Origin of the sequence: Vibrio sp. CyArs1, from assembly GCF_022432925.1 — a bacterium.
GTDB lineage: Bacteria > Pseudomonadota > Gammaproteobacteria > Enterobacterales > Vibrionaceae > Vibrio > Vibrio mediterranei.
In genome coordinates this window covers 102159-124701 of the sequence record NZ_JAKRBO010000009.1, presented here as the reverse complement: position 1 = coordinate 124701, position 22543 = coordinate 102159, and the positions used below count along the sequence as shown (strand labels likewise).

22 protein-coding genes are annotated in these 22543 nt (G+C 39.8%); all 22 read left to right on the top strand.

From position 1 onward, the window contains the following. Window positions 1-74: 74 nt before the first annotated feature. Entirely contained in the window at window positions 75-515 is a 441-nt protein-coding gene (locus MMA19_RS21950) for a low molecular weight phosphotyrosine protein phosphatase (protein ID WP_171389849.1), read from the top strand. Window positions 516-644: 129 nt separating this feature from the next. Further along, window positions 645-1022 (top strand): four helix bundle protein, encoded by a 378-nt coding sequence (locus tag MMA19_RS21945; protein WP_240207235.1) that lies wholly within the window; start codon window positions 645-647, stop codon window positions 1020-1022. A 109-nt stretch (window positions 1023-1131) separates the two neighbouring features. Beyond that, window positions 1132-3279 carry a polysaccharide biosynthesis tyrosine autokinase gene (locus tag MMA19_RS21940; RefSeq protein ID WP_240207234.1) on the top strand — a complete coding sequence of 716 codons (2148 nt, stop codon included), beginning with the start codon at window positions 1132-1134 and terminating at the stop codon, window positions 3277-3279. A 152-nt stretch (window positions 3280-3431) separates the two neighbouring features. After that, on the top strand, window positions 3432-4346 hold the full coding sequence (gene cysD / locus MMA19_RS21935) for a sulfate adenylyltransferase subunit CysD (protein WP_346657544.1): 915 nt from the start codon (window positions 3432-3434) through the stop codon (window positions 4344-4346). A 148-nt stretch (window positions 4347-4494) separates the two neighbouring features. Then, on the top strand, window positions 4495-4842 hold the full coding sequence (locus MMA19_RS21930; RefSeq protein ID WP_240207233.1) for a four helix bundle protein: 348 nt from the start codon (window positions 4495-4497) through the stop codon (window positions 4840-4842). A 47-nt stretch (window positions 4843-4889) separates the two neighbouring features. Further along, complete coding sequence (gene cysN / locus MMA19_RS21925; RefSeq protein ID WP_240207232.1) at window positions 4890-6320, top strand: sulfate adenylyltransferase subunit CysN; 1431 nt, start codon at window positions 4890-4892, stop codon at window positions 6318-6320. A gap of 2 nt (window positions 6321-6322) precedes the next feature. Next, a complete protein-coding gene (locus tag MMA19_RS21920) occupies window positions 6323-6976 on the top strand; it encodes a sulfotransferase family 2 domain-containing protein (RefSeq protein ID WP_240207231.1) in 654 nt (217 codons plus the stop codon). A gap of 7 nt (window positions 6977-6983) precedes the next feature. After that, window positions 6984-7820, top strand: coding sequence for a sulfotransferase domain-containing protein (locus tag MMA19_RS21915; protein ID WP_240207230.1), 837 nt, complete (start codon window positions 6984-6986; stop codon window positions 7818-7820). Further along, window positions 7817-8650, top strand: a complete 834-nt coding sequence (locus tag MMA19_RS21910) for a glycosyltransferase family 2 protein (protein ID WP_240207229.1) — start codon at window positions 7817-7819, stop codon at window positions 8648-8650. Before MMA19_RS21915 ends, MMA19_RS21910 begins: the two co-directional genes overlap by 4 nt. After that, a complete protein-coding gene (locus MMA19_RS26595; protein ID WP_276574107.1) occupies window positions 8643-9308 on the top strand; it encodes an acyltransferase in 666 nt (221 codons plus the stop codon). Before MMA19_RS21910 ends, MMA19_RS26595 begins: the two co-directional genes overlap by 8 nt. Next, window positions 9308-10411 (top strand): glycosyltransferase family 4 protein, encoded by a 1104-nt coding sequence (locus MMA19_RS21900; RefSeq protein WP_240207228.1) that lies wholly within the window; start codon window positions 9308-9310, stop codon window positions 10409-10411. The genes MMA19_RS26595 and MMA19_RS21900 overlap by 1 nt, the downstream gene beginning before the upstream one ends. After that, on the top strand, window positions 10411-11610 hold the full coding sequence (locus MMA19_RS21895; protein ID WP_240207227.1) for a hypothetical protein: 1200 nt from the start codon (window positions 10411-10413) through the stop codon (window positions 11608-11610). Before MMA19_RS21900 ends, MMA19_RS21895 begins: the two co-directional genes overlap by 1 nt. Continuing rightward, complete coding sequence (locus MMA19_RS21890; protein WP_240207226.1) at window positions 11603-12709, top strand: DUF1972 domain-containing protein; 1107 nt, start codon at window positions 11603-11605, stop codon at window positions 12707-12709. Before MMA19_RS21895 ends, MMA19_RS21890 begins: the two co-directional genes overlap by 8 nt. Window positions 12710-12715: 6 nt before the next feature. Further along, the gene (gene rfbB, locus MMA19_RS21885) at window positions 12716-13789 is read left to right on the top strand and encodes a dTDP-glucose 4,6-dehydratase (RefSeq protein WP_240207225.1); all 1074 of its coding nucleotides are present in this window, start codon (window positions 12716-12718) and stop codon (window positions 13787-13789) included. Beyond that, window positions 13789-14676 (top strand): glucose-1-phosphate thymidylyltransferase RfbA, encoded by an 888-nt coding sequence (gene rfbA / locus MMA19_RS21880; protein ID WP_240207224.1) that lies wholly within the window; start codon window positions 13789-13791, stop codon window positions 14674-14676. The genes rfbB and rfbA overlap by 1 nt, the downstream gene beginning before the upstream one ends. Beyond that, window positions 14673-15203, top strand: a complete 531-nt coding sequence (gene rfbC / locus MMA19_RS21875) for a dTDP-4-dehydrorhamnose 3,5-epimerase (protein WP_240207223.1) — start codon at window positions 14673-14675, stop codon at window positions 15201-15203. Before rfbA ends, rfbC begins: the two co-directional genes overlap by 4 nt. Next, entirely contained in the window at window positions 15203-16081 is an 879-nt protein-coding gene (rfbD, locus tag MMA19_RS21870) for a dTDP-4-dehydrorhamnose reductase (protein WP_240207222.1), read from the top strand. The genes rfbC and rfbD overlap by 1 nt, the downstream gene beginning before the upstream one ends. Before the next feature lie 10 nt (window positions 16082-16091). Next, window positions 16092-17390, top strand: coding sequence for a flippase (locus MMA19_RS21865; protein WP_240207221.1), 1299 nt, complete (start codon window positions 16092-16094; stop codon window positions 17388-17390). Between the two features lie 120 nt (window positions 17391-17510). Then, on the top strand, window positions 17511-18917 hold the full coding sequence (locus tag MMA19_RS21860; RefSeq protein ID WP_240207220.1) for an undecaprenyl-phosphate glucose phosphotransferase: 1407 nt from the start codon (window positions 17511-17513) through the stop codon (window positions 18915-18917). Window positions 18918-19057: 140 nt separating this feature from the next. After that, the gene (locus tag MMA19_RS21855; RefSeq protein ID WP_240207219.1) at window positions 19058-20782 is read left to right on the top strand and encodes an SLC13 family permease; all 1725 of its coding nucleotides are present in this window, start codon (window positions 19058-19060) and stop codon (window positions 20780-20782) included. 7 nt (window positions 20783-20789) lie between these two features. After that, window positions 20790-21422 carry an adenylyl-sulfate kinase gene (gene cysC, locus MMA19_RS21850; RefSeq protein WP_276574108.1) on the top strand — a complete coding sequence of 211 codons (633 nt, stop codon included), beginning with the start codon at window positions 20790-20792 and terminating at the stop codon, window positions 21420-21422. A gap of 76 nt (window positions 21423-21498) precedes the next feature. After that, window positions 21499-22455, top strand: coding sequence for a DHH family phosphoesterase (locus MMA19_RS21845; protein ID WP_240207217.1), 957 nt, complete (start codon window positions 21499-21501; stop codon window positions 22453-22455). Window positions 22456-22543: the final 88 nt, after the last annotated feature.

Here is a 22543-nt window from a genome sequence, read left to right as displayed (position 1 = left end):
GTTGTATGTGCGTGACATACCAAATCTTGGATTTTTGTTACAGAACTACAGAACTACAGGACGGATTTTAAACCATGTTTGACAAAATCTTAGTCGTTTGTGTTGGAAATATTTGCCGCTCTCCAATTGGAGAACACATGCTAGCCAAGATGCTCCCAACTAAAACTCTTTCATCTGCAGGCATCGCTTCTGCCAAAAGTGGTTTAGTCGGCAAGCCGGCAGACAAGAAAGCGATAGAAGTTGCCAGTGAACACGGTATTGATCTCAGTTCACACGCGTCACAGCAATTAACCAGTGAACTCTGTAAAGAATACGACTTGATTCTGGTAATGGAAAAAGGACACTTAGAAGCTCTTACCGAGATCGCACCCGAAGCACGCGGTAAATCTATGCTCTTTGGTCAATGGATTGGTCAGAAAGACATCCCCGATCCATACCGTCAAAGCCGTGAAGCGTTTGATCATGCGTATGAGTTGATTGAACGAAGTGCTGAAGAGTGGGTGAAAAAGCTATAAAAAATTGGGGAAGAGCGGTCCTTTGTCCTCGGCCCTAGGAAAAGAATAGGTAAAGGAGCCCTTTATCCTTGACCGTAGGGAAAAGATCTGTTTTTTGTTTTTGCAAGGACCAAGGACCAAGGACTTATTATGCAATTTGAACAACTAGAAGTTTGGAAAAAGAGTTCGCGCCTGTGTGTCGAAATCATCAAAGAACTAGACTCTTGCAAAAATTTCAGCATAAAAGATCAGTTATCGCGAAGCTCACTATCCGTACCTTCCAATATCGCAGAAGGTGAAGAGCGTGAAACGGCAAAAGAGTCAGCACGATTTCTCTACATTGCCAAAGGCTCATGCGGGGAAATGGTTACCCAATTATACATAGCAGCAGAGTTGAACTACTTAAATAAAGACAAATCAAAGCAGTTCATTAGTGAAGCAAAACACATCTCCGCAATGCTAGCAAAGCTAATAAAAATTCGTCGAGGCTCCGTCAAAGAGGAACACGCCTCCTACAAAATTGACTAATTAACCAAGTTCAAGCACAGTCCCCAAGGACCAAGGACCAAGGACCAAGGACCAAGGACCAAGGACCAAGGACCAAGGACCGCTTAACCCGGAACCAAAAACTTTCATCATGACAACAACATCTCAAACTCAAAACTCCTCTTCCGACGAAATCGATCTAGGCAAGCTGTTCGGCGTTCTTCTCGATGCGAAGTGGTTTATCATCTTTATCACCTTCTTCTTTACGCTAAGCGGCACAATCTATGCCTTGATGGCGACACCCATCTTCAAGGCAGACGCCTTGGTTCAGGTTGAAGAAAAATCAGCCGGTGTACCGGGGCTTTCTGATATCTCTGATATGTTTGCATCGGAGTCGTCTTCGGACACGGAAATTCAAATCATCAAATCTAGAATGGTGGTCGGAAATACCGTTGACAAGCTACAACTTACGATTCAGGTTGAACCCAAGTACTTGCCGCTTATCGGAAAAGGGTTGGCGAGAATCATGGGGGACGAGGTACCTAGTATCCAAGTAAACCGACTTGAAGTACCTAAGGATTTGCTTGATGAAACGATGTTATTGACTTTAGGTGATCATGGCTCTTTTACTCTAAGCTATGATGGTGAGAGCTTGGTTGATGGTTCTGTTGGTAAAGTAACAGAGCAAAATGGAATTACTATTGGTGTGAGTTCTGTCGATGCACTTCCAGGTACCCAGTTTAAGGTACTCAAGGCAGCTCGTTTAGTCACAATTAGTGAGCTTCAAGAAAAGTTAGGGGTGGCTGAACAGGGCAAGAAAACCGGGATTTTGCGTTTGGTGTTAGAAGGAGAGCGTCCAGATAAAATTCAAGCCATTCTTAATAGCATTGCCTCTGACTATCTTATGCAAAATGTTGAGCGAACCTCAGCAGAAGCAGAAAAAAGTCTGCAGTTCTTGCGAGGGCATTTGCCGGAAATTCAACAAAAGCTGGATAGCTCTGAAGGTAAACTAAACCAGTTTAAAATAAAGAATGATTCTGTTGATTTAGCGTTGGAAGCTGAGTCGGTGCTAAAAACAATGGTTACGGTAGAATCGCAACTGAATGAGCTTACTTTTAAAGAAGCGGATATAGCACAGCGCTTTAAGAAAAGTCACCCAGCCTATGTTGCTCTAATTGAAAAACGTAAAACCCTAGAAAATGAAAAACGTCGCTTAGAAAGTATGGTGACGAAGATGCCCAAAACACAGCAAGAAGTCATTCGTTTAAGTCGTGATGTTGAAGTAAACCAAGCCATTTATCTTCAATTGGTTGAGAAAGTCCAAGAACTTAACGTAATGAAGGCAAGTGCAGTGGGTAATGTTCGAATTCTGGATTATGCAGAGACGCTTGAAGAACCGGTTAAGCCCAAAAAAGCAGTAATAGTAGTAATAGCAACATTATTGGGTGGCATGCTGTCTATTGCCTTTGCATTGATTAGAGAAGCATTTCATCAAGGTGTTGAGACTCCAGATGAAATCGAAGCGATTGGCTTGCCTGTCTACGCAAGTGTGCCTAAATCGGACCTTCAAGTTCAGCTCACTGCACTACAGAAGAAATTAGGTAGCAAAGCGGATAAAAATCAATTGTTGGCAGAAAGTAATCCTGCAGACCTTTCAATTGAAGCACTACGCGGCCTAAGAACTAGTTTGCATTTTGCTATGATGGAAGCGAAAAATAATATTTTGATGATTTCTGGCCCTGCCCCTGGCATTGGTAAATCTTTTGTCTCCACTAATTTTGCTGCCGTAGCGGCTAAGACGGGACAAAAAGTGTTGCTAGTAGATGCCGATATGCGTAAAGGCTATCTACAAAAGCAGTTTGGTCTTAAGTGGGACGATGGCCTATCTGATCTGTTAAGCGGTAAATTAACAACAGAGCAAGTACTCAAAGACAGTGGCATCGAAAATCTAGATATCATTACCCGCGGCCAAATTCCACCAAACCCATCAGAGCTACTCATGCATCAACGTTTCGATGACTTTGCTGCGTGGGCTAGCGAAAACTACGACCTAGTGATCATCGATACACCACCAATCCTTGCGGTTACTGACCCAAGCATTGTCGGCGCGTACGCGGGAACCACACTGATGGTTGGCCGCTTCGGACAAAACTCCATCAAAGAAATTGAAGTCGCCAAAGGCCGCTTCGAGCAATCTGGCATTGAAGTGAAAGGCTTTATTCTGAACGCGATTGAGCGTAAGGCGTCTACGTCGTATGGATACGGGTATTACAATTATTCGTATGCGAATGACAAATAGGTGATTTAGCTGTCAGCTAACAGCTAACAGCTAACAGCTATCAGTTATTAGTTTTAAGGCGGTTAGTGATTAGCTGTCAGCGATCAGTTTTTTGCTGAAAGCTGATAACTGAAAGCTTCCCTAAATTTTTTCAAGAGAAAGAACCTGAATTTATGGATATTTCCCAAGCAAGAATGACTCACTTAAAGCAGTTGGAAGCTGAGTCTATTCATATTATCCGCGAAGTCGCGGCCGAATTTGATAACCCTGTCATGCTTTACTCTGTGGGTAAAGACTCTGCGGTTATGTTGCATTTGGCGATGAAATCGTTTTACCCGGCGCCACCGCCGTTCCCATTGATGCATGTTGACACGACATTCAAGTTCAAAGAAATGATCGAGTTTCGTGATCGCATGGCGAAAAAAATGGGCATGGAGCTGATTGTTCACAAGAACCAAGAAGGGATTGATGCCAACATCAACCCATTCGATCACGGCAGTGCTAAATACACCGACATCATGAAAACACAGGGCTTAAAGCAGGCTCTCGATAAGCACCAATTTGATGCGGCATTTGGTGGCGCGCGTCGTGACGAAGAAAAGTCACGAGCAAAGGAGCGTGTTTACTCTTTCCGTGACAAAAACCACCGTTGGGATCCAAAAAGCCAGCGACCTGAACTTTGGAATATTTTCAACGGTAAAGTGAACAAAGGTGAGAGCATTCGTGTCTTCCCACTGTCGAACTGGACTGAGCTGGATATTTGGCAGTACATCTATCTAGAAAACATCGAAATCGTGCCACTATACCTAGCAGACGAGCGTCCATGCGTTGAGCGCGACGGCACTCTAATCATGGTCGACGACGAACGCCTACCACTCCACGAAGGCGAAGTACCACAAATGAAAAAGGTACGCTTCCGCACTCTAGGCTGCTACCCACTCACCGGTGCCGTTGAGTCAGACGCAACAACGTTGCCAGAAGTCATCCAAGAAATGCTACTCACCAAAACCTCCGAACGCCAAGGCCGCGTAATCGACCACGACTCATCAGGCTCGATGGAGAAGAAGAAGATGGAGGGGTATTTCTAATCTGTGAGGGATTAGGAATAGCTATGAGTTTTTAGCTCTCAGCTTTCAGATTTTTGCACGAGATGGAGTGATGGGTCGCATGTATGGATGTGCGATCTAGTAGGTATCCGTAAGTGTGGTCATCATTTTTAATTTTTAAGAGATGATGATGAACTTTGAAAAATTGGAAGTGTGGCAACGTTCTGCTCGGTTGGCTGCTGAGTTGTATAAAGCAACGAGTCAATTGAGAGATTTTGGTTTTAGGGACCAACTAACAAGAGCTGGCTTATCCGTACCCAGTAACATTGCAGAGGGCATGACTCGAAGCAGCTCAAAAGAGAAATATCGATTTCTTGAAATAGCACGCTCTTCCATAGCTGAAGCAAGGACTCAAATATATATAGGCATTGAAATCAACTATCTGCCTCGCAACGAAGCACGAGAATGGTTAGATGAAACTAAGCAAATCTCTGCCATGATTTCGGGCTTAATGCAAAAAATTAAGACTGATTCTTAGCTGTCAGCTGAAAGCTATATGCTGATAGCTAAATAAAAGGACGAACAATGAGTAATCAATCCTCCCTAATCGCTTCCGACATAGAAGCCTACCTAAAACAACACGAAAACAAAGATCTCCTGCGTTTTTTGACTTGCGGTAACGTAGACGACGGTAAATCAACGCTTATCGGCCGCCTGCTGCATGACTCAAAAATGATTTTTGAAGATCATATGGCGGCGATCAAAAACGACTCGAAAAAGTTTAATACTACAGACCAAGAGTTTGACCTTGCACTGCTGGTAGATGGTCTTCAGTCTGAACGAGAGCAGGGAATCACCATTGACGTGGCTTACCGTTATTTCTCTACCGACAAGCGCAAGTTCATTATCGCAGACTGCCCAGGACATGAGCAGTATACCCGTAACATGGCAACTGGTGCGTCAAACTGTGATTTGGCCATTGTAATGATTGATGCCCGCAAAGGGGTGCAAACCCAGACTAAACGTCACTCTTACATTGCATCACTTTTGGGTATTAAGCACATTATTGTAGCGGTCAATAAAATGGACTTGGTTGATTATAGCCAAGAGACCTATCGTCAAATTAAAGCGGATTACAAAGCATTTGCTGAGCAACTTGATATTCCAGATGTTCGTTTTGTTCCAATTTCCGCATTGTGTGGCGATAATGTGGTGGAGCGCTCTACACAAATGGATTGGTACCCAGGTGCCACTTTAATGCAGCTTTTGGAAACGGTGAAAATCAATGAAGACAAAAACCTTGATGTCTTCCGCCTGCCAGTACAGTACGTAAACCGTCCTAACCTTGATTTCCGTGGATTCTGCGGCACGATTGCCGGTGGCGTAATTAATGTTGGTGACAATGTAGTTGCTTACCCTTCAGGTAAAACATCATCAGTTGCCCGCATAGTAACTGCTGACGGTGACTTAGACAGTGCATTTGCTGGTCAAGCGATTACCCTAACCTTGGAAGATGAAATTGATATCTCTCGTGGTGATGTGATTGTTAAAGCGACAGAGGATACCACTAAGCTTCCAACAACTACAAACAGTTTTGAAGCGACAATTGTCTGGATGAATGAAGCAGAACTTCAGCCGGGCAAAGAATATGAAATTAAAATCGGGTCTAAAAACACTTTTGGCCAAATTGAATCAATTCAGCACCGTATTGATGTTAATACCCTAGAGCAGCATGATTCAACAGAACTGCAACTCAATGAAATTGCAAGCTGTGTTATCGAAACAGCAAGTCCAGTCGTCATTGATAAATATCAAGATATTCACGGTACGGGTTCATTGATTGTAATTGATCGCCTGACAAATGTAACTGTTGGCGCTGGTATGATCACAAGTGCTAAATTGAAATCTGATAGTTTAGAAATCCAAAAACGTGTTTATACTGAAGCTGAAATTGCACTTAATATTTATATTAGAAAGTATTATCCAGAGTGGGATGCTAAGAATATTGAGAAGTGAATGTGAAAAAACATCTAATTAACCCTTACTATAAAGTGAAATACAAAAAAGCGCTTGGCTTGTACAAGCACTTTCAAACTAAGTTTCATGAGAATGAATCTATTTTCATTCATATACCAAAGGCTGCAGGTACTTCACTAGTTAATTCTGTTTACGGAACAAAAACGTCACAACATTCAACATGGAGAGACTATTATAAAGAAGATTCAAATTTCTTTAATAAATACTATAAGTTTTCTTTTGTTAGAAACCCTTATACCAGATGTATTTCAGCGTTTAATTATCTGAAAAAGGGAGGTAAAGGGCCAATGGATTTATATTGGAAGAAAAAATTCATTGATGGCTTTGAGAGTTTTGACGATTTTGTTATAAACGGAGGTCTCAAAAAAGCAATAAAGAAAAGAGCTGAGCATTTTATACCTCAATGTGAGTTTTTGTGCAATGAAAATGATAAAATCATGGTTGACTTTGTCGGGAAACTAGAAAATATTGATAATGACTTCTCTTTTTTAGAAAAGAAAATAAAAATAAAGCAAAGTCTCGAAAAGAACAATATATCTCAGGAGCAAAATAAAAAAATGAGTAATGAGGCTAAGCTTATAATTGCTGAGTGCTATAAAAAAGATTTTTTACTATTTGATTATAAAATGAACTGAGATGAATATGGAATCAAATGTATTTTTCGTAGGTGCTCCAAAGTGTGGTACTTCAACACTGTATAAAATATTCAATGAACATACTGATGCAAGTGTTCAAACTCCAAAAGAAACACACTTTTATTCTTTTCCTGAAGTGAAAAACACCTATTATGATGTGGAATTTAAAGAAAATTATGAATCTTATAATAGATGTTTTTTAAAAAAAGGAAAAGTAAAAGTTGATTTTAGTCCATCGTATTTAAGGTTATATAAATATGCTATTCCAAGAATTAAAGAAAAAAATAGGAATGCAAAAATTGTCATCATTATGAGAGAACCAGTAAAAAGAGCTATCTCTCATTACCTGATGGATATAAAATTAGGTTATCAAAATAAATCAATAAGTAAGTCTTTACAGGAGGAAAAGTTTTATCGAGAGTATGTTGAGTCTGGTCTGTACTTTGATGCAATAAATGCATATAAAAAAAACTTCAATGATGTTTACATTGTAACATATGAAGAGCTATTTTCATCAAATGAAAACATATTAAAGGTCATTAACTTTACTGAGGTTAATATAACTTCGCATTTTGATATAAATAAGAATAAAGAAAATCAATTTGAAAATCCACGAAGTGTGGGGTTGGTATATACTCTTAGAAAATTAAATATAATTAAAGTTTCAAAAAAAGTAGTGCCAGTAAAAATATTTAGAAAGATAAGAGAAATGTTTTTTAGTGCTGGTGGCAAGCCAGATTTTAATGAATTAGAATTAGCGGGTATTTTCCATGATGATATCTCTAAGTTAGATGATAAATTTCCGGAATTATCACTTGATAAATATTGGAGAAAACATCAATGAATTCTCCAAAAGTTTCAGTAATAATAGTTAATTATAATGGGGGAGAATATGTAATAAAAGCAATTCAATCTTTAAGTAAATTGAATGTTACATATGAGGTCATAGTTGTAGATAATAATTCATCTGACAACAGCTGTGATAAAATAAAAAAGTACAATGTAAATTTAATAAAAAGCGAATCAAATATAGGATTTGCAAGAGCAAATAATTTAGCTGCAAAACAAGCTAATGGTTCTTTATTGTTGTTTTTAAATAATGATGCGGCATTGGTATGTAATATAGAGAGTCTAATTAAATATACTGAAGAAGAAAATGATAGATGTTTGATATCTTGTTTGATGCATGGTGAAAGTGGTATGGTGAGGCCTTCTTTTGGAAAATTCCCACTTCAAGCAAAACATATTATTACTCCTTCTAAGATGTATATTAATAAAAAAAGCTTTAGTAAATTGGCAGTTGATTGGATCGAGGGCTCTTTTATTCTTGTTTCAGCCAAGTTTTGGAAAGAATTGAATGGTTTCTGCGAAGAGATTTTTATGTATGGCGAAGATATTCTCCTTTGCAAGAAAGTTCATAATATTGGTGGTGATGTGATCGTATTTGGTAATACAGAATACTTTCATAAAGGTGGCTTTAACTCATCAAAAAAAGGTAATATTTATTTAGGGTTGAATACATTTATAAACTATGAATGTAAAGGCGTTAAGAAATTTTGGTTGAAAGGTATGATTTATTTTTCGTTAGTCATAAAAATGGTATATTCGATTGTTAAAAAAGATCGTGTTTCATTAAAAAGCTATGTAAATGCAATAAGAAAAATTAATGATTAAATTTTTTGCAAAAAAGATTAAGGGTGACAATTTTATTATTGATAATAAGATTCCTATGAGTTATCTATTATCATTAGTTATTTCATATGCCTTAGATTTAATTAGAGGGTTTGTAAGAATAAATTCTAGAGTTTTCATATCGAAAGGAGTAAAGTTAAAGTGTAAAAATAATATATCTTTAGGAAGGTTTTGTAAAGTAAAGGAGTATTGCTATTTAGATGGCTTATCAAAAAATGGAATTAATATAGGATTGAATGGTTCTATTGGTCCGTATACAAGGATTGAGTGTACAGGTTCGATTAGAGATATAGGTATTGGTATAACTATTGGCGATAATTTCGGGGTTGGAGCATATTCATTTTTTGGAGCTGCAGGAGGTATATCGATTGGTAATAATGTAATTATAGGGCAATATGTAAGCTTTCACAGTGAAAATCATAGCTTTGACGATATGAGTAAAGTTATTAGGGAGCAGCCTGTTACAAGAAAAGGGATAATATTGGGGAATGATATTTGGGTAGGTTCTAAAGTGACTTTTCTTGATGGAACTGAGTTAAATAACAGAACTATTGTTGCTGCTGGATCCGTAGTAAATAAGAAATTTCCTCCAAACGTAATTATTGCTGGAGTGCCAGCTAAAATAATTGGGAGCTGTTAATGTCAATATTAATTATACATCAATCTGCTGATCTTTATGGTTCTGACAAGACTCTACTAGAATTTGTTAAATATATAAAAACGAGAGAGGATGGAGTTTATGTTGTATTACCTTGCGATGGTCCATTAAAGAAAAAATTAGATGAAATTAATGCCGATGTGATTATTTTACCAATTATTAAGCTTCACAGAGGAATATTTAAGCCTAAAGATTTTTTAATATTAATTAAAAACTTAATTGCTCTACCTTTCAGGTATAGCAAAATAATAAAAGATAAAAAAATACAGTATATATACTCAAATACACTAGCTGTTATGGATGGGGTAATTTTAAAGATAATTAATAGAAAGCTGAAACATTCATGGCATGTACATGAAATTTTAAATGACTTAGGAATATTTAATAAGATATATGGATTTCTATTAAGAAATTTCACTGATAATGTAATTGTCAACTCAAGCGCTACTTCTAATTATATTGAAAATATATCTAATATTAAATCTGACATTGTATTAAATGGAGTTGATGTTAATATATATAAACCTCAGTTAAAAAAAGAGAAATTAGATAAAGTAGTAATTGGTCTTGTTGGAAGAATCAATGACTGGAAAGGGCATCTGCTTTTATTAAAAGCAATGAATGAAACAGTTTGTAAAGAATATAACATAAAATTTGTTGGTTCATTTGTTGAAGGCTCAAAGTTTAAAAGTCAATTTCTAGATGCAGTAAATAATCATAAATACAAAGATAGAATTTTTATTCAAGAGTTTTCTGATTCACCTCATGATGTTTGGGGGGATATTGATATATGTGTTGTACCTTCAATAAAACCTGAGCCTTTTGGTTTAGTTGTTATTGAAGCAATGGCTATAGGTATTCCTGTGATTGCGTCAGATGCTGGAGGGCCTAAGGAGATTATTTCTGATGGAATAACAGGGTCTTTATTTGAAATTGGCAACTCAAAAGCCCTAGCTAAGAAGATTGACTCTCTTGTGATCAGTCAAGAACTAAGGGAAATTTATGAGGGAAATGGAATTATCCGTGTAAATGAATTATTTACTATTTCTAAATATAATGAACTCTTATATCAGAAGATTATATAATGAGCATAAGATATCCTCCAATATTATTGTTCGCATTGATGTTATCAATTCCGCTTCAAAGTCAAGCGTTACTTTATTTTATATGCATCACGATGATATTAACTTTGGGTTTATATAAGCCAAAAGACTTATCTTCAATATTATTAGTGATGATAATCATTCCTCTTGTTTCACTTGTTGCAACCGATTATTCAAATGGAACAAGATCTATATTAAGAGATCTTTATTATTTAACAAAGCCAATAGTTGTGGTATTTGCAGCAGTAGCACTATTCTATTCATATAAAGATAAACGTAGAATTTTAAATGATTTTATTAATTGCTCAATAGCTATTGGCTTTATTCAGTTGTTAATGTTTGTTAATGCTTATGCTAGTCAAGGAATATCTAATATCGATTTGTTACGAACAGAGGTAGGAAGAGGCGTATATATATTGTCTTTTTTTCTTGGATTCTTTTTTATCAAAAATAGGTTGCTCCTTAGCTTAAAACAGGCAACAATTCTTATTGTAATTGGTCTAGTGTTACTTTTTTTATCGATGTCAAGATTGTCAATATTATTCTTTCTTGTTGGTTTAGCGGCTTCTTTTTTGGTTAATGGTAAAGTAAAATTATCAACAGTATTTATTTGGGCTTTATCTGCACTTTTATTTTTTGTTTTGTTCTATTTCGCTTCAAATGTTTATTCTGATAATTGGCTAATTTCAAAAATAGCGTCAATATATTCTGAGCTAGGGACTCTAGATTTTAAAAATGCTGAAAAAGTAGATATTGTACATAATTGGCGCTCATATGAAAGCTATTTATTATTGGACAGGTTGTCAACTTCGAGTGTTTTTTATAACATATTTGGATTGGGAGCTGGTTCCTCTATATATCTTGATGGTACCTTTAATCTAAGTACCGGTGAAGAAATTGAGAGTGCACCAATACTGCATAATGGCATTTTATACTTAGTCATGAAGTCTGGTATTTTTGGAGCAGGTTTATATTTATATTTGATTTTTATAATGTACAAAAAAGTAGTTTTAATCAAAGAAAATACAACGCTCAAAAATTTGTGTTTTGGTTTGGTTACTTGTGTATTTTTAAGTTCTTTTGTTATTACTGGGATTTATAACGCTATACAAGTCCCTGTTATACTTTTTGCTTTTGTCCTATTGTATAAGTCAATAAAATTTGAGAAAAAAAATGTCTAACAAAGTTATAAATATCTTAGGGATTCGAGGTGTGCCTGCAAATCATGGCGGCTTTGAAACATTTGCTGAATATCTCTGCAAATACTTAATTGTTAAAGATTGGCAAGTGACAGTTTACTGTCAGGAAGATGGTAAGGGGGATATTTATGAGTCTGAATGGGAAGGGGTTAAACGTATTCATGTTCCAGTCAGTCAAACTGGGCCGTTGGGCACTATTATTTTTGATTTAAAGTCTGTTGTTCATTCATTGAAGCAAGATGGTATATATTTAACCCTAGGGTACAATACAGCCTGTTTTAACATTTTACATCGTATTTTTGGTAAAACAACCATCATCAACATGGATGGTATTGAATGGAAACGACAGAAGTGGGGCAAAGTCGCTAAGGCTTGGTTTTGGCTCAATGAACGTTTTGGCTGTTGGTTTGGCAATCATTTAGTCGCGGATCACCCTCGTATTGAAGATCACTTAGCGACACGTGTGAAACGGGATAAAATTACAATGATCCCTTATGGTGCACCAGATGTTTCCTCTGCCGATATTAAACATTTAGAAAAATTTGGTCTAAAGCCTGAGAAGTACTCTATTATTATTGCACGACCAGAGCCAGAAAATTCAATTTTAGAAGTTGTGCAAGCATTCTCTAAAACAAAAAGAGATCAAAAGTTAGTTGTACTGGGTAATTTTAGCCCTAATGACAATGAGTATCATAAGTCAGTAATTGATTCAGCCAGTGATGAAGTCATGTTCCCTGGTGCAATATATGAACATGATATTGTTGGTGCATTACGATACTACTCACGTTTCTACATACATGGTCACCAAGTAGGGGGCACTAACCCTTCATTGGTTGAAGCGTTAGGTGCCGGGTGTGCGGTTCTTGCTCACGGTAATCACTTTAACCAATGGGTCGCCTCAGATGCTGCCGTTTATTTTTCTTCGCAAAATGAATTAGCAAAATTCTTTGATTATGAATATCACGATAATAATTTAGTTTTGGAGAAAAAGATGAATGCTAAAAAGCAGTTTCATGAGCGATTTATTTGGAATAACATTCTCAAGCAGTACGAAACATTAATTTTAAAATATATCAAATAAGTTATTATGAAAAAAATACTAATTACCGGTGGTGCAGGTTTTATTGGCAGTGCTGTTGTTCGTCATATTATTTCCGATACCAATGATAGCGTTATCAATGTTGATGCACTAACTTATGCAGGAAATACTGAATCTATTCCAGAGACGATTCATTGTGATCGCTATTGCTTCGAGCATGTTGATATTTGTGACTTTGAAGCGCTGAAATCCGTTTTTGAAAAACATCAGCCAGATGCAGTAATGCACCTAGCGGCTGAGTCACATGTTGATCGTTCAATTGATGGACCCGCACAGTTTATTCAAACTAATGTTGTTGGTACCTTTAATATGCTAGAAGTTGCTAGACAGTATTGGAGTGAACTACCTACTGAGAGTAAATCTGTATTTCGATTCCACCATATTTCTACTGATGAAGTGTACGGTGATTTAGAAGGGACAACTGATTTATTTACAGAAGAAACCTCCTATGAGCCAAGCAGCCCGTACTCGGCCAGTAAAGCTGGGTCGGACCATTTAGTTCGAGCATGGGGGAGAACATACGGGCTACCAGTGCTAGTAACAAACTGTTCCAATAACTATGGACCCTATCATTTCCCTGAGAAACTGATTCCTCATATGATTTTGAACGCGCTTTCTGGCAAACCATTACCGGTTTATGGAGATGGTAGTCAAATTCGTGATTGGTTGTTCGTTGAAGATCATGCTAAAGCCCTTTATAAGGTTGTTACCGAAGGTGTGGTGGGAGAAACCTATAATATTGGGGGGCACAATGAAAAGCGCAATCTTGAAGTCGTTGAAACCATTTGTGACTTATTGGAAGAACTAGCGCCAAGTAAACCTCAGGGACTTGATACTTATCGAGACCTTATTACTTTTGTGACAGATCGCCCTGGCCATGATGTTCGCTATGCTATTGATGCCTCAAAAATACAGCGTGAACTTGGTTGGGTACCTGAAGAAACATTTGAATCGGGTATTCGTAAAACCGTTGTTTGGTATTTAGAAAATACACAATGGTGGCAACGCGTTCTATCGGGCGATTATCAGTTAGGTCGTCTTGGAAATGAAGAGGTTAAATAATGGCAAAGTATAAGGGTATTATTCTTGCTGGCGGCTCGGGCACACGATTACACCCCATTACAATGGGTGTCTCCAAACAAATGCTGCCGATCTATGATAAGCCGATGATTTATTATCCGCTTTCGGTTTTGATGTTAGCTGGAATTCAAGACATTTTGGTTATCTCCACTCCCGATGATTTGCCAGGCTTTCAGAAGTTACTGGGTGATGGTAGTCGTTTTGGTATTAGCCTAGAGTATGCTGTTCAACCAAGCCCAGATGGCCTGGCGCAAGCATTCATCATTGGCGATAATTTTATTGGCAATGATAACGTAAGCTTAGTATTGGGGGATAATATTTTCTATGGACAGCACTTTTCCGACAAGCTCAAGCAAGCAGTCACCCGGGAAACTGGTGCAACTGTGTTTGGCTATCACGTGACTGATCCAGAGCGATTTGGTGTGGTTGATTTTGACAAAAATGGTGTGGCTACCAGTATTGAGGAAAAACCAGCACTCCCAAAATCAAATTACGCGGTTACAGGCCTATATTTTTACGATAATGATGTACGAGCTATCGCAAAGGAGATTAAACCTTCGCCCCGAGGAGAACTAGAGATCACTGATGTAAACAATGTTTATCTGAACAGGGGTAATCTTAATGTGAACCTATTGGGGCGAGGCTTCGCATGGCTAGATACAGGAACCCACGACTCTTTACTTGAAGCGAGCTCATTTGTACAGACTATTGAACACAGGCAGGGGCTCAAAGTTGCGTGCCTCGAAGAAATAGCGTTTAAGCAGGGTTGGCTTTCATTAGAGGGCATGCTAAATGCGGGAGAAAAGTTACACAAAACTGGATACGGTCAATATTTGTTAGCGCAAGTTAAGGAATCAAAAACAGTATGAAAATTATAGAAACATCTATTCCTGACTTAAAAATCATTGAACCCAAGGTATTTGGTGACGAGCGCGGTTTCTTTTTGGAAACTTTTCAGGCAACGCGCTACCAAGAAGTCATTGGCAATGACTTGAATTTTGTCCAAGACAACCATTCGCGTTCTTCTAAAAACGTTCTTCGTGGTTTGCACTTTCAAAAAACTAAACCGCAGGGCAAGCTTGTTAGAGTCGTTCGCGGTGAAGTATTTGATGTTGCGGTCGATATTCGAAAAGGATCGCCAACTTATGGGAAATGGGAAGGTGTGATTCTCTCAGAGCAAAACAAAAAGCAGTTCTGGGTACCACCGGGCTTTGCCCACGGCTTCGTTGTGTTATCGGGAACAGCCGATTTTGAATACAAGTGCACCGACTTTTATGATCCGAGCGATGAAGGTAGCCTAATCTGGAATGATCCTGATATTGGTATTGAATGGCCATGTGATTCTCCAATTCTATCGTGCAAAGATGCAGTAGCGGCGAGCTTTAAGGATCTATAATGGCAAAAATTTTGATTACAGGTAGTAACGGGCAACTTGGCCGTTGCTTACAAGATCGCGCCAGCAGCTTCGGTTTTGAATTCGTTGCGGTAGATTTTAACGATTTAGACATCACCAAACAAAGCGAAGTGGTTGATTTCATAAATCGAATACAACCGGCGGCGATTATTAATGCCGCTGCCTATACGGCTGTTGATAAGGCAGAGGTAGAGTTTGACGCTGCTTATAACGTCAATGCACTAGGTCCTAAGTATCTAGCGTTAATGGCAAGTAAGCTTAATGTCCCGTTGTTTCACGTATCCACAGATTATGTGTTTGATGGTACAGGTTGTGAAGCATATAAACCAAGCGATATCCCATGCCCTGTTGGCGCATATGGAAAGACAAAACTAGCGGGTGAAAACTTCGTACTTGAAGCCCATCAAAAAACCGCTATTATTCGCACTTCATGGGTGTTTAGTGAATATGGAAATAACTTCGTTAAAACGATGCTTCGCCTCGGAAAAGAGAGGGAAGAGTTAGGGGTTATTGCCGATCAATATGGTTGCCCGACTTATGCTGGCGACTTAGCGCAAATGTTGTTGTCAATGCTAACTATTGCGTTAGAGCAAGATGATTGGAAAGGGTATGGTGTTCATCATTTTAGTGGTGATGAAGCCACTTCTTGGCATGGTTTTACCCGAGCTATTCTGCAACTTGCAAATCGAATGGAAATTATTAATTGTTTGCCCAAGTTAAATGCTATAAAAACAGAAGACTATCCGTTGCCAGCGCCCAGACCAAATTATTCTGTCATGGATTGTAGTACATTGGAATCATTGGTAGCGGTTAATAGAAACTGGAAAAAAAGCTTAGCTTATGTGCTAGCTAGGCTTTAGGTCCACTTAGATGATACAAAAGTTAAAATTATGGACCAAGAATGAAATTGCCTTAAAGGCGATGTTTGCTCTAATAATCAAAATCATTGGTGTTATAGGAGCGTTTTTTCTTAATATCGTCATAGCTCGAAAATTAGGGGCAGAGCAAGCGGGATATTTCTTCTTGGCGCAAGCTGTTTTACTAATTTTGACTGTGTTTATTAGACAAGGCTTAGATAATACACTCGTTAGATATATTGCTGGTTATCAAGTGATGAATAAGCCGGATTTGGTCGCTGGTATTTACAGTCTATCATTGTCTCGAGTGCTACCCGCCGGCGTTTTGATAACAGTATTACTCTGGTCAACAAGTGGATGGGTATCTGAGAATATTTTCTCTAAACCCCAATTAGAGCTAGCATTAAAGTGGTCTTCTTTGGCGGTAGTACCTATAGCAATAAGTCAATTGCATGGTTTTTGCTTTCAAGGACAGAAAAAGATTGCTCATGCGATGTTTTTTCAATCAGCAGCCATGTCAATACTAGCCATTTTAGTTGTTTGGACTGTCCAGCCTAGTGATGCTAGATCGGCAATGCAGTATTATCTATTTTCGAGTGTAGTGGTTTGTAGTCTTTCCTTTTATTTCTGGAACAGAAACAGAATACCTAAGCTGTTATCGTTGTGTGGCGAAGAAAAGCATAAAGTCTTAAATACTGCTAGACCCTTATTTGCTATTGTAGTCCTTGCGCAGGTGACTCAATGGGCAGGCCAGTTGATGCTTGGTGCGTGGAGTAGTGCAGAAGACGTTGCATTGTTTTCTGTTGCCCAAAGGACAGCTTTACTAACAAGTTTTATATTAATAGCCGTAAACGCGATTGCAGCGCCGAAATTTGCTGAAGCCTTCAAGCAAGATAACCTAGTTCAAGTGCGCGCCTTATCAAAAATGTCGAGTAGATTAATGACATTATGTGCACTCCCTATAGTCGGTATCATGATGCTATTCGCACCATGGTTAATGAGTTTGTTTGGTGAAGATTTTACTCAAGGTGCAAACATTCTACGTATTCTAGCATTAGGGCAGTTTGTGAATGTCATTACCGGCTCAGTGGGTTACCTGTTACAAATGACAGGTTATGAGAAAGTGCTCAGAAATAACGTTTTTATTTCATCTTTTATTATGATGTCTGGTAGCGCTGTGCTTATCCCTAGCTATGGCGTGATTGGCGCTGCTTGGGTGACGGCATTTTCAGTGGCGTTTCAGAATCTACTCTGCGTGTTTCATGTAAAGAGAACTCTCGGCTTCAATACACTTAATATCTTTGCAAAATAAAAATGAACGCACGCCAAATGGCATGTAAAATCGCTTACAGCTTACAGCTTACAGCTTACAGCTTACAGCTTACAGCTTACAGCTTACAGCTGTTAATATTTCAGTGGCAAGGAAATAACAATGACAAACTACAGGGGTGTTCTCCAAAGTCGGCAAACCACGGTCGCAATGCTTAATCGTGCCTGTGATGCTGCCGTTATCTTTATTTGCTCAATGGCAGTGAGCTATTATTGCTTAGGTGATACTAACGAGGTGTCCTACCTTGCGAGTATCGTCGCTGTTGTCGCATTTTACGCAATCTGCGAGATTCAACAATTTTACATCTCCTGGCGCACCACGCCATTTAGAATGGAGGCGTCTAAGCTGTTAATAAACTGGACGTTTGCTTTCTTTTTGTCGTTAGGTTTTGAGTCGTTTGTTGGCTTTGAGTTAACAGCTAGCCCGTTTCAGACAGTGGTGTGGTACTTCTCTATCGCTTTTGGGTTGCTCGCTTATCGCCTTTTGCTTAAAACCACACTGAGAAAGGCTCGAGAACACGGTTTTAATACTCGAAAAATTGCTATTGTAGGTGCTGGACGCCTGGGTCAAGACGTAGCGCATCGTATTCAAACATCGCCTTGGATGGGATATAACATCGCTGGATTTTACGATACGGAAGACTATACCGATGAAATCCATGAGCTAGAGCCTGAGAAAACCAAAGGCAACATTGACGATATGATCCGTGAAGCCAAGCAGGGAGCGTTTGATAAGGTCTATATTGCACTTCCGTTTTCTCATCAAAAGTTGATTGCAGATGTCATTGCAGAGTTAGCAGATACCAGTTGTACAGTCTGCTATCTGCCGGATGTGTTTACGTTTGAGTTATTGCATGCAAGAGCAGACAACCTAGGCGGCCTGCCAGTTATTAGTATTTATTCTTCGCCAATGGACGGCTCTAATCGAATAGTAAAACGTTCTTTTGACCTTATCTGTGGCAGTCTGATTCTAGCATTGATCTCTATCCCAATGCTTTGCATCGCAGCAGCGGTGAAATTAACCTCGAAAGGACCAGTGTTTTTCAAACAAAATAGATATGGCATTGATGGTAAACCGATTCAAGTGTGGAAGTTTCGTTCAATGACGGTCATGGAGGATGGTGATGTTGTAACCCAAGCCAAGAAGAGAGATTCGCGACTCACTCCTATCGGCGGCTTTTTACGCAGAACCTCTTTGGATGAGTTACCTCAGTTTATCAATGTTGTCCAAGGAAGTATGTCGATAGTTGGGCCAAGACCTCACGCAATCGCACACAATGAACAATATCGTAAACTGATCAATGGCTATATGCTACGTCATCTAGTCAAACCCGGTATCACTGGTTGGGCGCAAATTAATGGATGGCGAGGCGAAACAGATACGCTAGATAAAATGGAAATGCGCGTCAAATATGACCTTGAATACATTCAGAATTGGTCAGTGATGTTTGATACAAAGATTTTATTTTTGACGGTGTTTAAGGGGTTCGTTGATAAGAATGCTTATTAGTTTGGTTTGAACAGCTACTAACGGAAAGCTGACAGTTATTGGCTTTCAGCTCTCAGAAAATACACTAAAGGACCAAGGACCAAGGACCAAGGACCAAGGACCAAGGACCAAGGACCCTCCTCGAACTATAAAGATCGCTAATGCCCCTAACCTCCATCATCACCCTAACCACCTTCATCGCCACTATCCTAGCGTTGATCTTTATCCAGCGTCGCCCGGCTTACATTTTCGCCAGTGCGTTGTTGGTTTTGTATGTCACCGGCGTAGTATCGAGTGAGCAGGTGATTGCTAGTGCCTCGAATAAGGGGTTGCTGACGCTCATTTTACTTATGCTGAGCTCGTTAGCGCTTGAGAAAACGCGTTTTCTTAGAACAGTCGCGACAAAGGTGATTAAGGCTAATTATGTCAGCACGTGGTTACGACTGTTTGGTTCCACCGTGTTATCGTCGGCGTTTTTGAACAATACTGCGGTCGTGTCTACGATGCTGGCACCGATACGTAGCAATCCCCATCACCCTGCAAGCCGCCTACTTATTCCGCTGTCCTATTCTGCGATATTAGGCGGGACGCTTACCCTAGTGGGGACTTCCACCAACTTGATCGTAAATAGCTTGCTAATCGAATCCGGAGAGGCCGAGTTGGCCTTTTTTGAATTTAGCAAAGTAGGACTGTTCTTGGTGCTGTTGTGTGGCTTGGCTTTGTTTGTTTGTAGTCAATTCCTACCTGTAAGACAGTTGCAGAAGCAGCAAGTTAAAGAGTACTTAATTGATGCTAAAGTTCAGCCAGAGTCTGCGCTAATTGGAAAAAGTATTGAGCAAAATGGTTTGCGCCATTTAGAGTCGCTGTTTCTGGTTGAGCTTGTCCGTGAAGGGCGACTGCTCAGCCCTGTTTCTCCTTCAGAGGTTATTCAGCCTGGTGATCGATTGATTTTTAGTGGCGATGTCCACAAAGTTCGCCAACTAAGCCAGTTTGATGGTTTGTATCTGTTTGCACACGAAAATGGGCTGCCTATAAACAACCTTACCGAAGTGGTAGTGCGTACCGATGGGACTTTGGTGGGCAGGACTCTCAAAGAGGCGGGCTTTCGTGCTCGCTTTGATGCTGCGGTGGTTGCTATTAAGCGCGATGGTGAGCGGGTTTCCGGCAAGCTTGGTGAGTTGGTATTGAAAGGTGGTGACTTTCTCATACTCGCAGTGGGACAAGACTTTAAATCTCGAAAAAACCTGTCTAAAAACTTTATTGTTTTAAGCGGAGTGGAGCCTGATGACTCGCTTGTCGGATGGAGAGAATGGTTTGCGGGTGTCGGGTTTATATCAGTTATCGCTATGGCCGCTCTGGGCTTGATGAGCTTGTTCAAAGGGACGTTTTTGCTGCTAGGAGCACTCATCCTCACTAAGTGCTTAACCGTTAACGAGTTAATGCGGCGGATACCTAAAGATATCTGGGTCATTATTGCGGCTGCGCTGGTTATGTCTCAGGCTTTAATGGGGGCCGGGCTGCTAGAGTCATTGGAGCTATGGTTAAGTCAGCTGGAAGGCACCTTAACACCATTAACAGCATTGATATTGGTCTATCTCCTTACTTGGTGGCTCACTGAGTTGGTTACTAATAATGCCGCAGCGGCGCTTATCTTACCTATTGCGCTTAGCATCGCGAGTTCGATAGGGGCACCATCGCTTCCCTACATCTTGGCCGTGGCCTTTGGTGCTAGTGCCAGCTTTATTAGCCCTTATGGCTATCAGACAAATTTAATGGTGTTTAATGCGGGCAGCTATCGTCTTAAAGATTTTGTCAAAATTGGGCTGCCAGTAAGTTTGATTTATGGTGCAACGACAGTCAGTGCGTTGTACTGGATCTATTTGTAATAGGATAATTATGTCTCCTTATATTGAAAAAAACGATGTCATCGAGAAATCATCGGATGTCGTGTGGCATAAAGCGAGCGTCTCGAGTAATGAGCGCACTAAGCTTAATGGGCATAAAGCAGTCGTGCTTTGGTACACTGGACTAAGTGGCTCAGGTAAATCTACGGTGGCAAATGCCGTTGATCGTAAGTTGTATGAGTTGGGCGTGAAAACCTACGTGCTGGATGGCGACAACGTACGCCACGGCCTCAATGGCGATCTTGGCTTTGCCGATGCAGACCGTGTGGAAAATATTCGCCGCGTTGGTGAAGTTGCTAAACTATTTGTTGATGCGGGTGTACTGGTCTCTACGGCCTTTATCTCGCCGTTTACCGAAGATCGAACTTTAGTAAAAGAATTACTTCCTGAAGGTCAGTTTTTAGAAGTGTTCATCGACACACCACTCGAAGTGTGCGAGCAGCGCGATCCCAAAGGCCTCTACAAAAAAGCCCGCGCAGGAGAAATCAAGAACTTTACCGGAATTGACTCAACTTACGAGGCTCCCGAGAGTCCTGATATATGTGTGAAAACTGCTGATAAATCTATTGAAGAGTGTGCTGATTTTATTGTTGCGCATCTTCAGGCGATGAAAATAATTTAGTTGCGGGTTGCGGGTTGCGGGTTGCGGGTTGCGGGTTGCGGGTTGCGGGTTGCGGGCTATTAGTAAAAGGAAAATGATGAATTACGATATTTTTAATGGGGATGCAGATGGCATCATCTCATTGCTGCAATTGCGATTGGCAGAGCCTAGAGAGGCTGTGCTGGTAACGGGTGTAAAGCGAGATATTAAGTTGGTTGATGGGGTTGAGGCTCAGGCTGGCGATCAATTGACGGTTTTGGATATTTCGATGGAAAAGAATATTCAAGGGTTGGAAAACGCAATTAGTGCTCAGGCTAAGGTGTTTTATGCTGACCATCATCGAGCGGGAGATATTCCTGAGTCTGAGTTACTAGAGGCTCATATCGATTTGGATGCGAATACCTGTACGGCCTTGATTGTGGATAAATTGCTCAAAGGGCAGTTTCGCGATTGGGCTATTACCGCTGCGTATGGTGACAATCTCATTGCAAAAGCAGATGAACTTGCGACTAACGCTGGGTTTAGTGAAGAGCAATGCGCCTTCCTTAAAGAGCTAGGGACGCTCATTAACTATAATGGCTATGGTGCAAGTGTTGCAGATCTACACTTTGATCCAACTGAACTATATAAAGCTTTGCTGAACTATGCTTCTCCTTTTGATGTGCTTGAAGACACGTCATCACCTTACTTTACGCTAAAACAAGCCTACGAGGCCGATTTAGCGCTAGCTCTAGCGATCAAACCGGAGCATAGTTCTGAAACACTTGCAGTGTTTGAGCTTCCTGATTCCGCTGCATCACGCAGAATCAGTGGTGTTTATGGCAATTTACTGGCCAATCAATCTCCTGAGAAAGCTCATGCCGTGCTCACACGTAATCAAGATGGCAGTTTTACTGTGTCACTTCGTGCCCCACTAAATAACAAGAAAGGTGCAGGTGATATTTGCGCGAGTTTTGAGACAGGCGGCGGTCGTGCAGCTGCTGCGGGTATAAATTGCTTACCAGAATCTGATTTAAAAAGTTTTATTGAAAAAGTTGAAGGTTATTATCTTTGAGCTACGAGCTACGAGCTACGAGCTACGAGCTACGAGCTACGAGCTACCAACGACACATAAAAATATAACAACAATACTGCAGGGCTAT

Bases quoted from the DNA above. Each gene is read 5' to 3' on its own strand.
- MMA19_RS21900 (WP_240207228.1), top strand. From the start codon at position 9,308: ATGTCAATATTAATTATACATCAATCTGCTGATCTTTATGGTTCTGAC.
- MMA19_RS21915 (WP_240207230.1), top strand. From the start codon at position 6,984: ATGGAATCAAATGTATTTTTCGTAGGTGCTCCAAAGTGTGGTACTTCA.
- MMA19_RS21940 (WP_240207234.1), top strand. From the start codon at position 1,132: ATGACAACAACATCTCAAACTCAAAACTCCTCTTCCGACGAAATCGAT.
- MMA19_RS21910 (WP_240207229.1), top strand. From the start codon at position 7,817: ATGAATTCTCCAAAAGTTTCAGTAATAATAGTTAATTATAATGGGGGA.
- MMA19_RS21865 (WP_240207221.1), top strand. From the start codon at position 16,092: ATGATACAAAAGTTAAAATTATGGACCAAGAATGAAATTGCCTTAAAG.
- MMA19_RS21855 (WP_240207219.1), top strand. From the start codon at position 19,058: ATGCCCCTAACCTCCATCATCACCCTAACCACCTTCATCGCCACTATC.
- rfbB (WP_240207225.1), top strand. From the start codon at position 12,716: ATGAAAAAAATACTAATTACCGGTGGTGCAGGTTTTATTGGCAGTGCT.
- MMA19_RS26595 (WP_276574107.1), top strand. From the start codon at position 8,643: ATGATTAAATTTTTTGCAAAAAAGATTAAGGGTGACAATTTTATTATT.
- MMA19_RS21945 (WP_240207235.1), top strand. From the start codon at position 645: ATGCAATTTGAACAACTAGAAGTTTGGAAAAAGAGTTCGCGCCTGTGT.
- cysD (WP_346657544.1), top strand. From the start codon at position 3,432: ATGGATATTTCCCAAGCAAGAATGACTCACTTAAAGCAGTTGGAAGCT.
- rfbA (WP_240207224.1), top strand. From the start codon at position 13,789: ATGGCAAAGTATAAGGGTATTATTCTTGCTGGCGGCTCGGGCACACGA.
- MMA19_RS21950 (WP_171389849.1), top strand. From the start codon at position 75: ATGTTTGACAAAATCTTAGTCGTTTGTGTTGGAAATATTTGCCGCTCT.
- MMA19_RS21860 (WP_240207220.1), top strand. From the start codon at position 17,511: ATGACAAACTACAGGGGTGTTCTCCAAAGTCGGCAAACCACGGTCGCA.
- rfbC (WP_240207223.1), top strand. From the start codon at position 14,673: ATGAAAATTATAGAAACATCTATTCCTGACTTAAAAATCATTGAACCC.
- MMA19_RS21895 (WP_240207227.1), top strand. From the start codon at position 10,411: ATGAGCATAAGATATCCTCCAATATTATTGTTCGCATTGATGTTATCA.
- MMA19_RS21890 (WP_240207226.1), top strand. From the start codon at position 11,603: ATGTCTAACAAAGTTATAAATATCTTAGGGATTCGAGGTGTGCCTGCA.
- rfbD (WP_240207222.1), top strand. From the start codon at position 15,203: ATGGCAAAAATTTTGATTACAGGTAGTAACGGGCAACTTGGCCGTTGC.
- MMA19_RS21845 (WP_240207217.1), top strand. From the start codon at position 21,499: ATGAATTACGATATTTTTAATGGGGATGCAGATGGCATCATCTCATTG.
- MMA19_RS21930 (WP_240207233.1), top strand. From the start codon at position 4,495: ATGAACTTTGAAAAATTGGAAGTGTGGCAACGTTCTGCTCGGTTGGCT.
- cysN (WP_240207232.1), top strand. From the start codon at position 4,890: ATGAGTAATCAATCCTCCCTAATCGCTTCCGACATAGAAGCCTACCTA.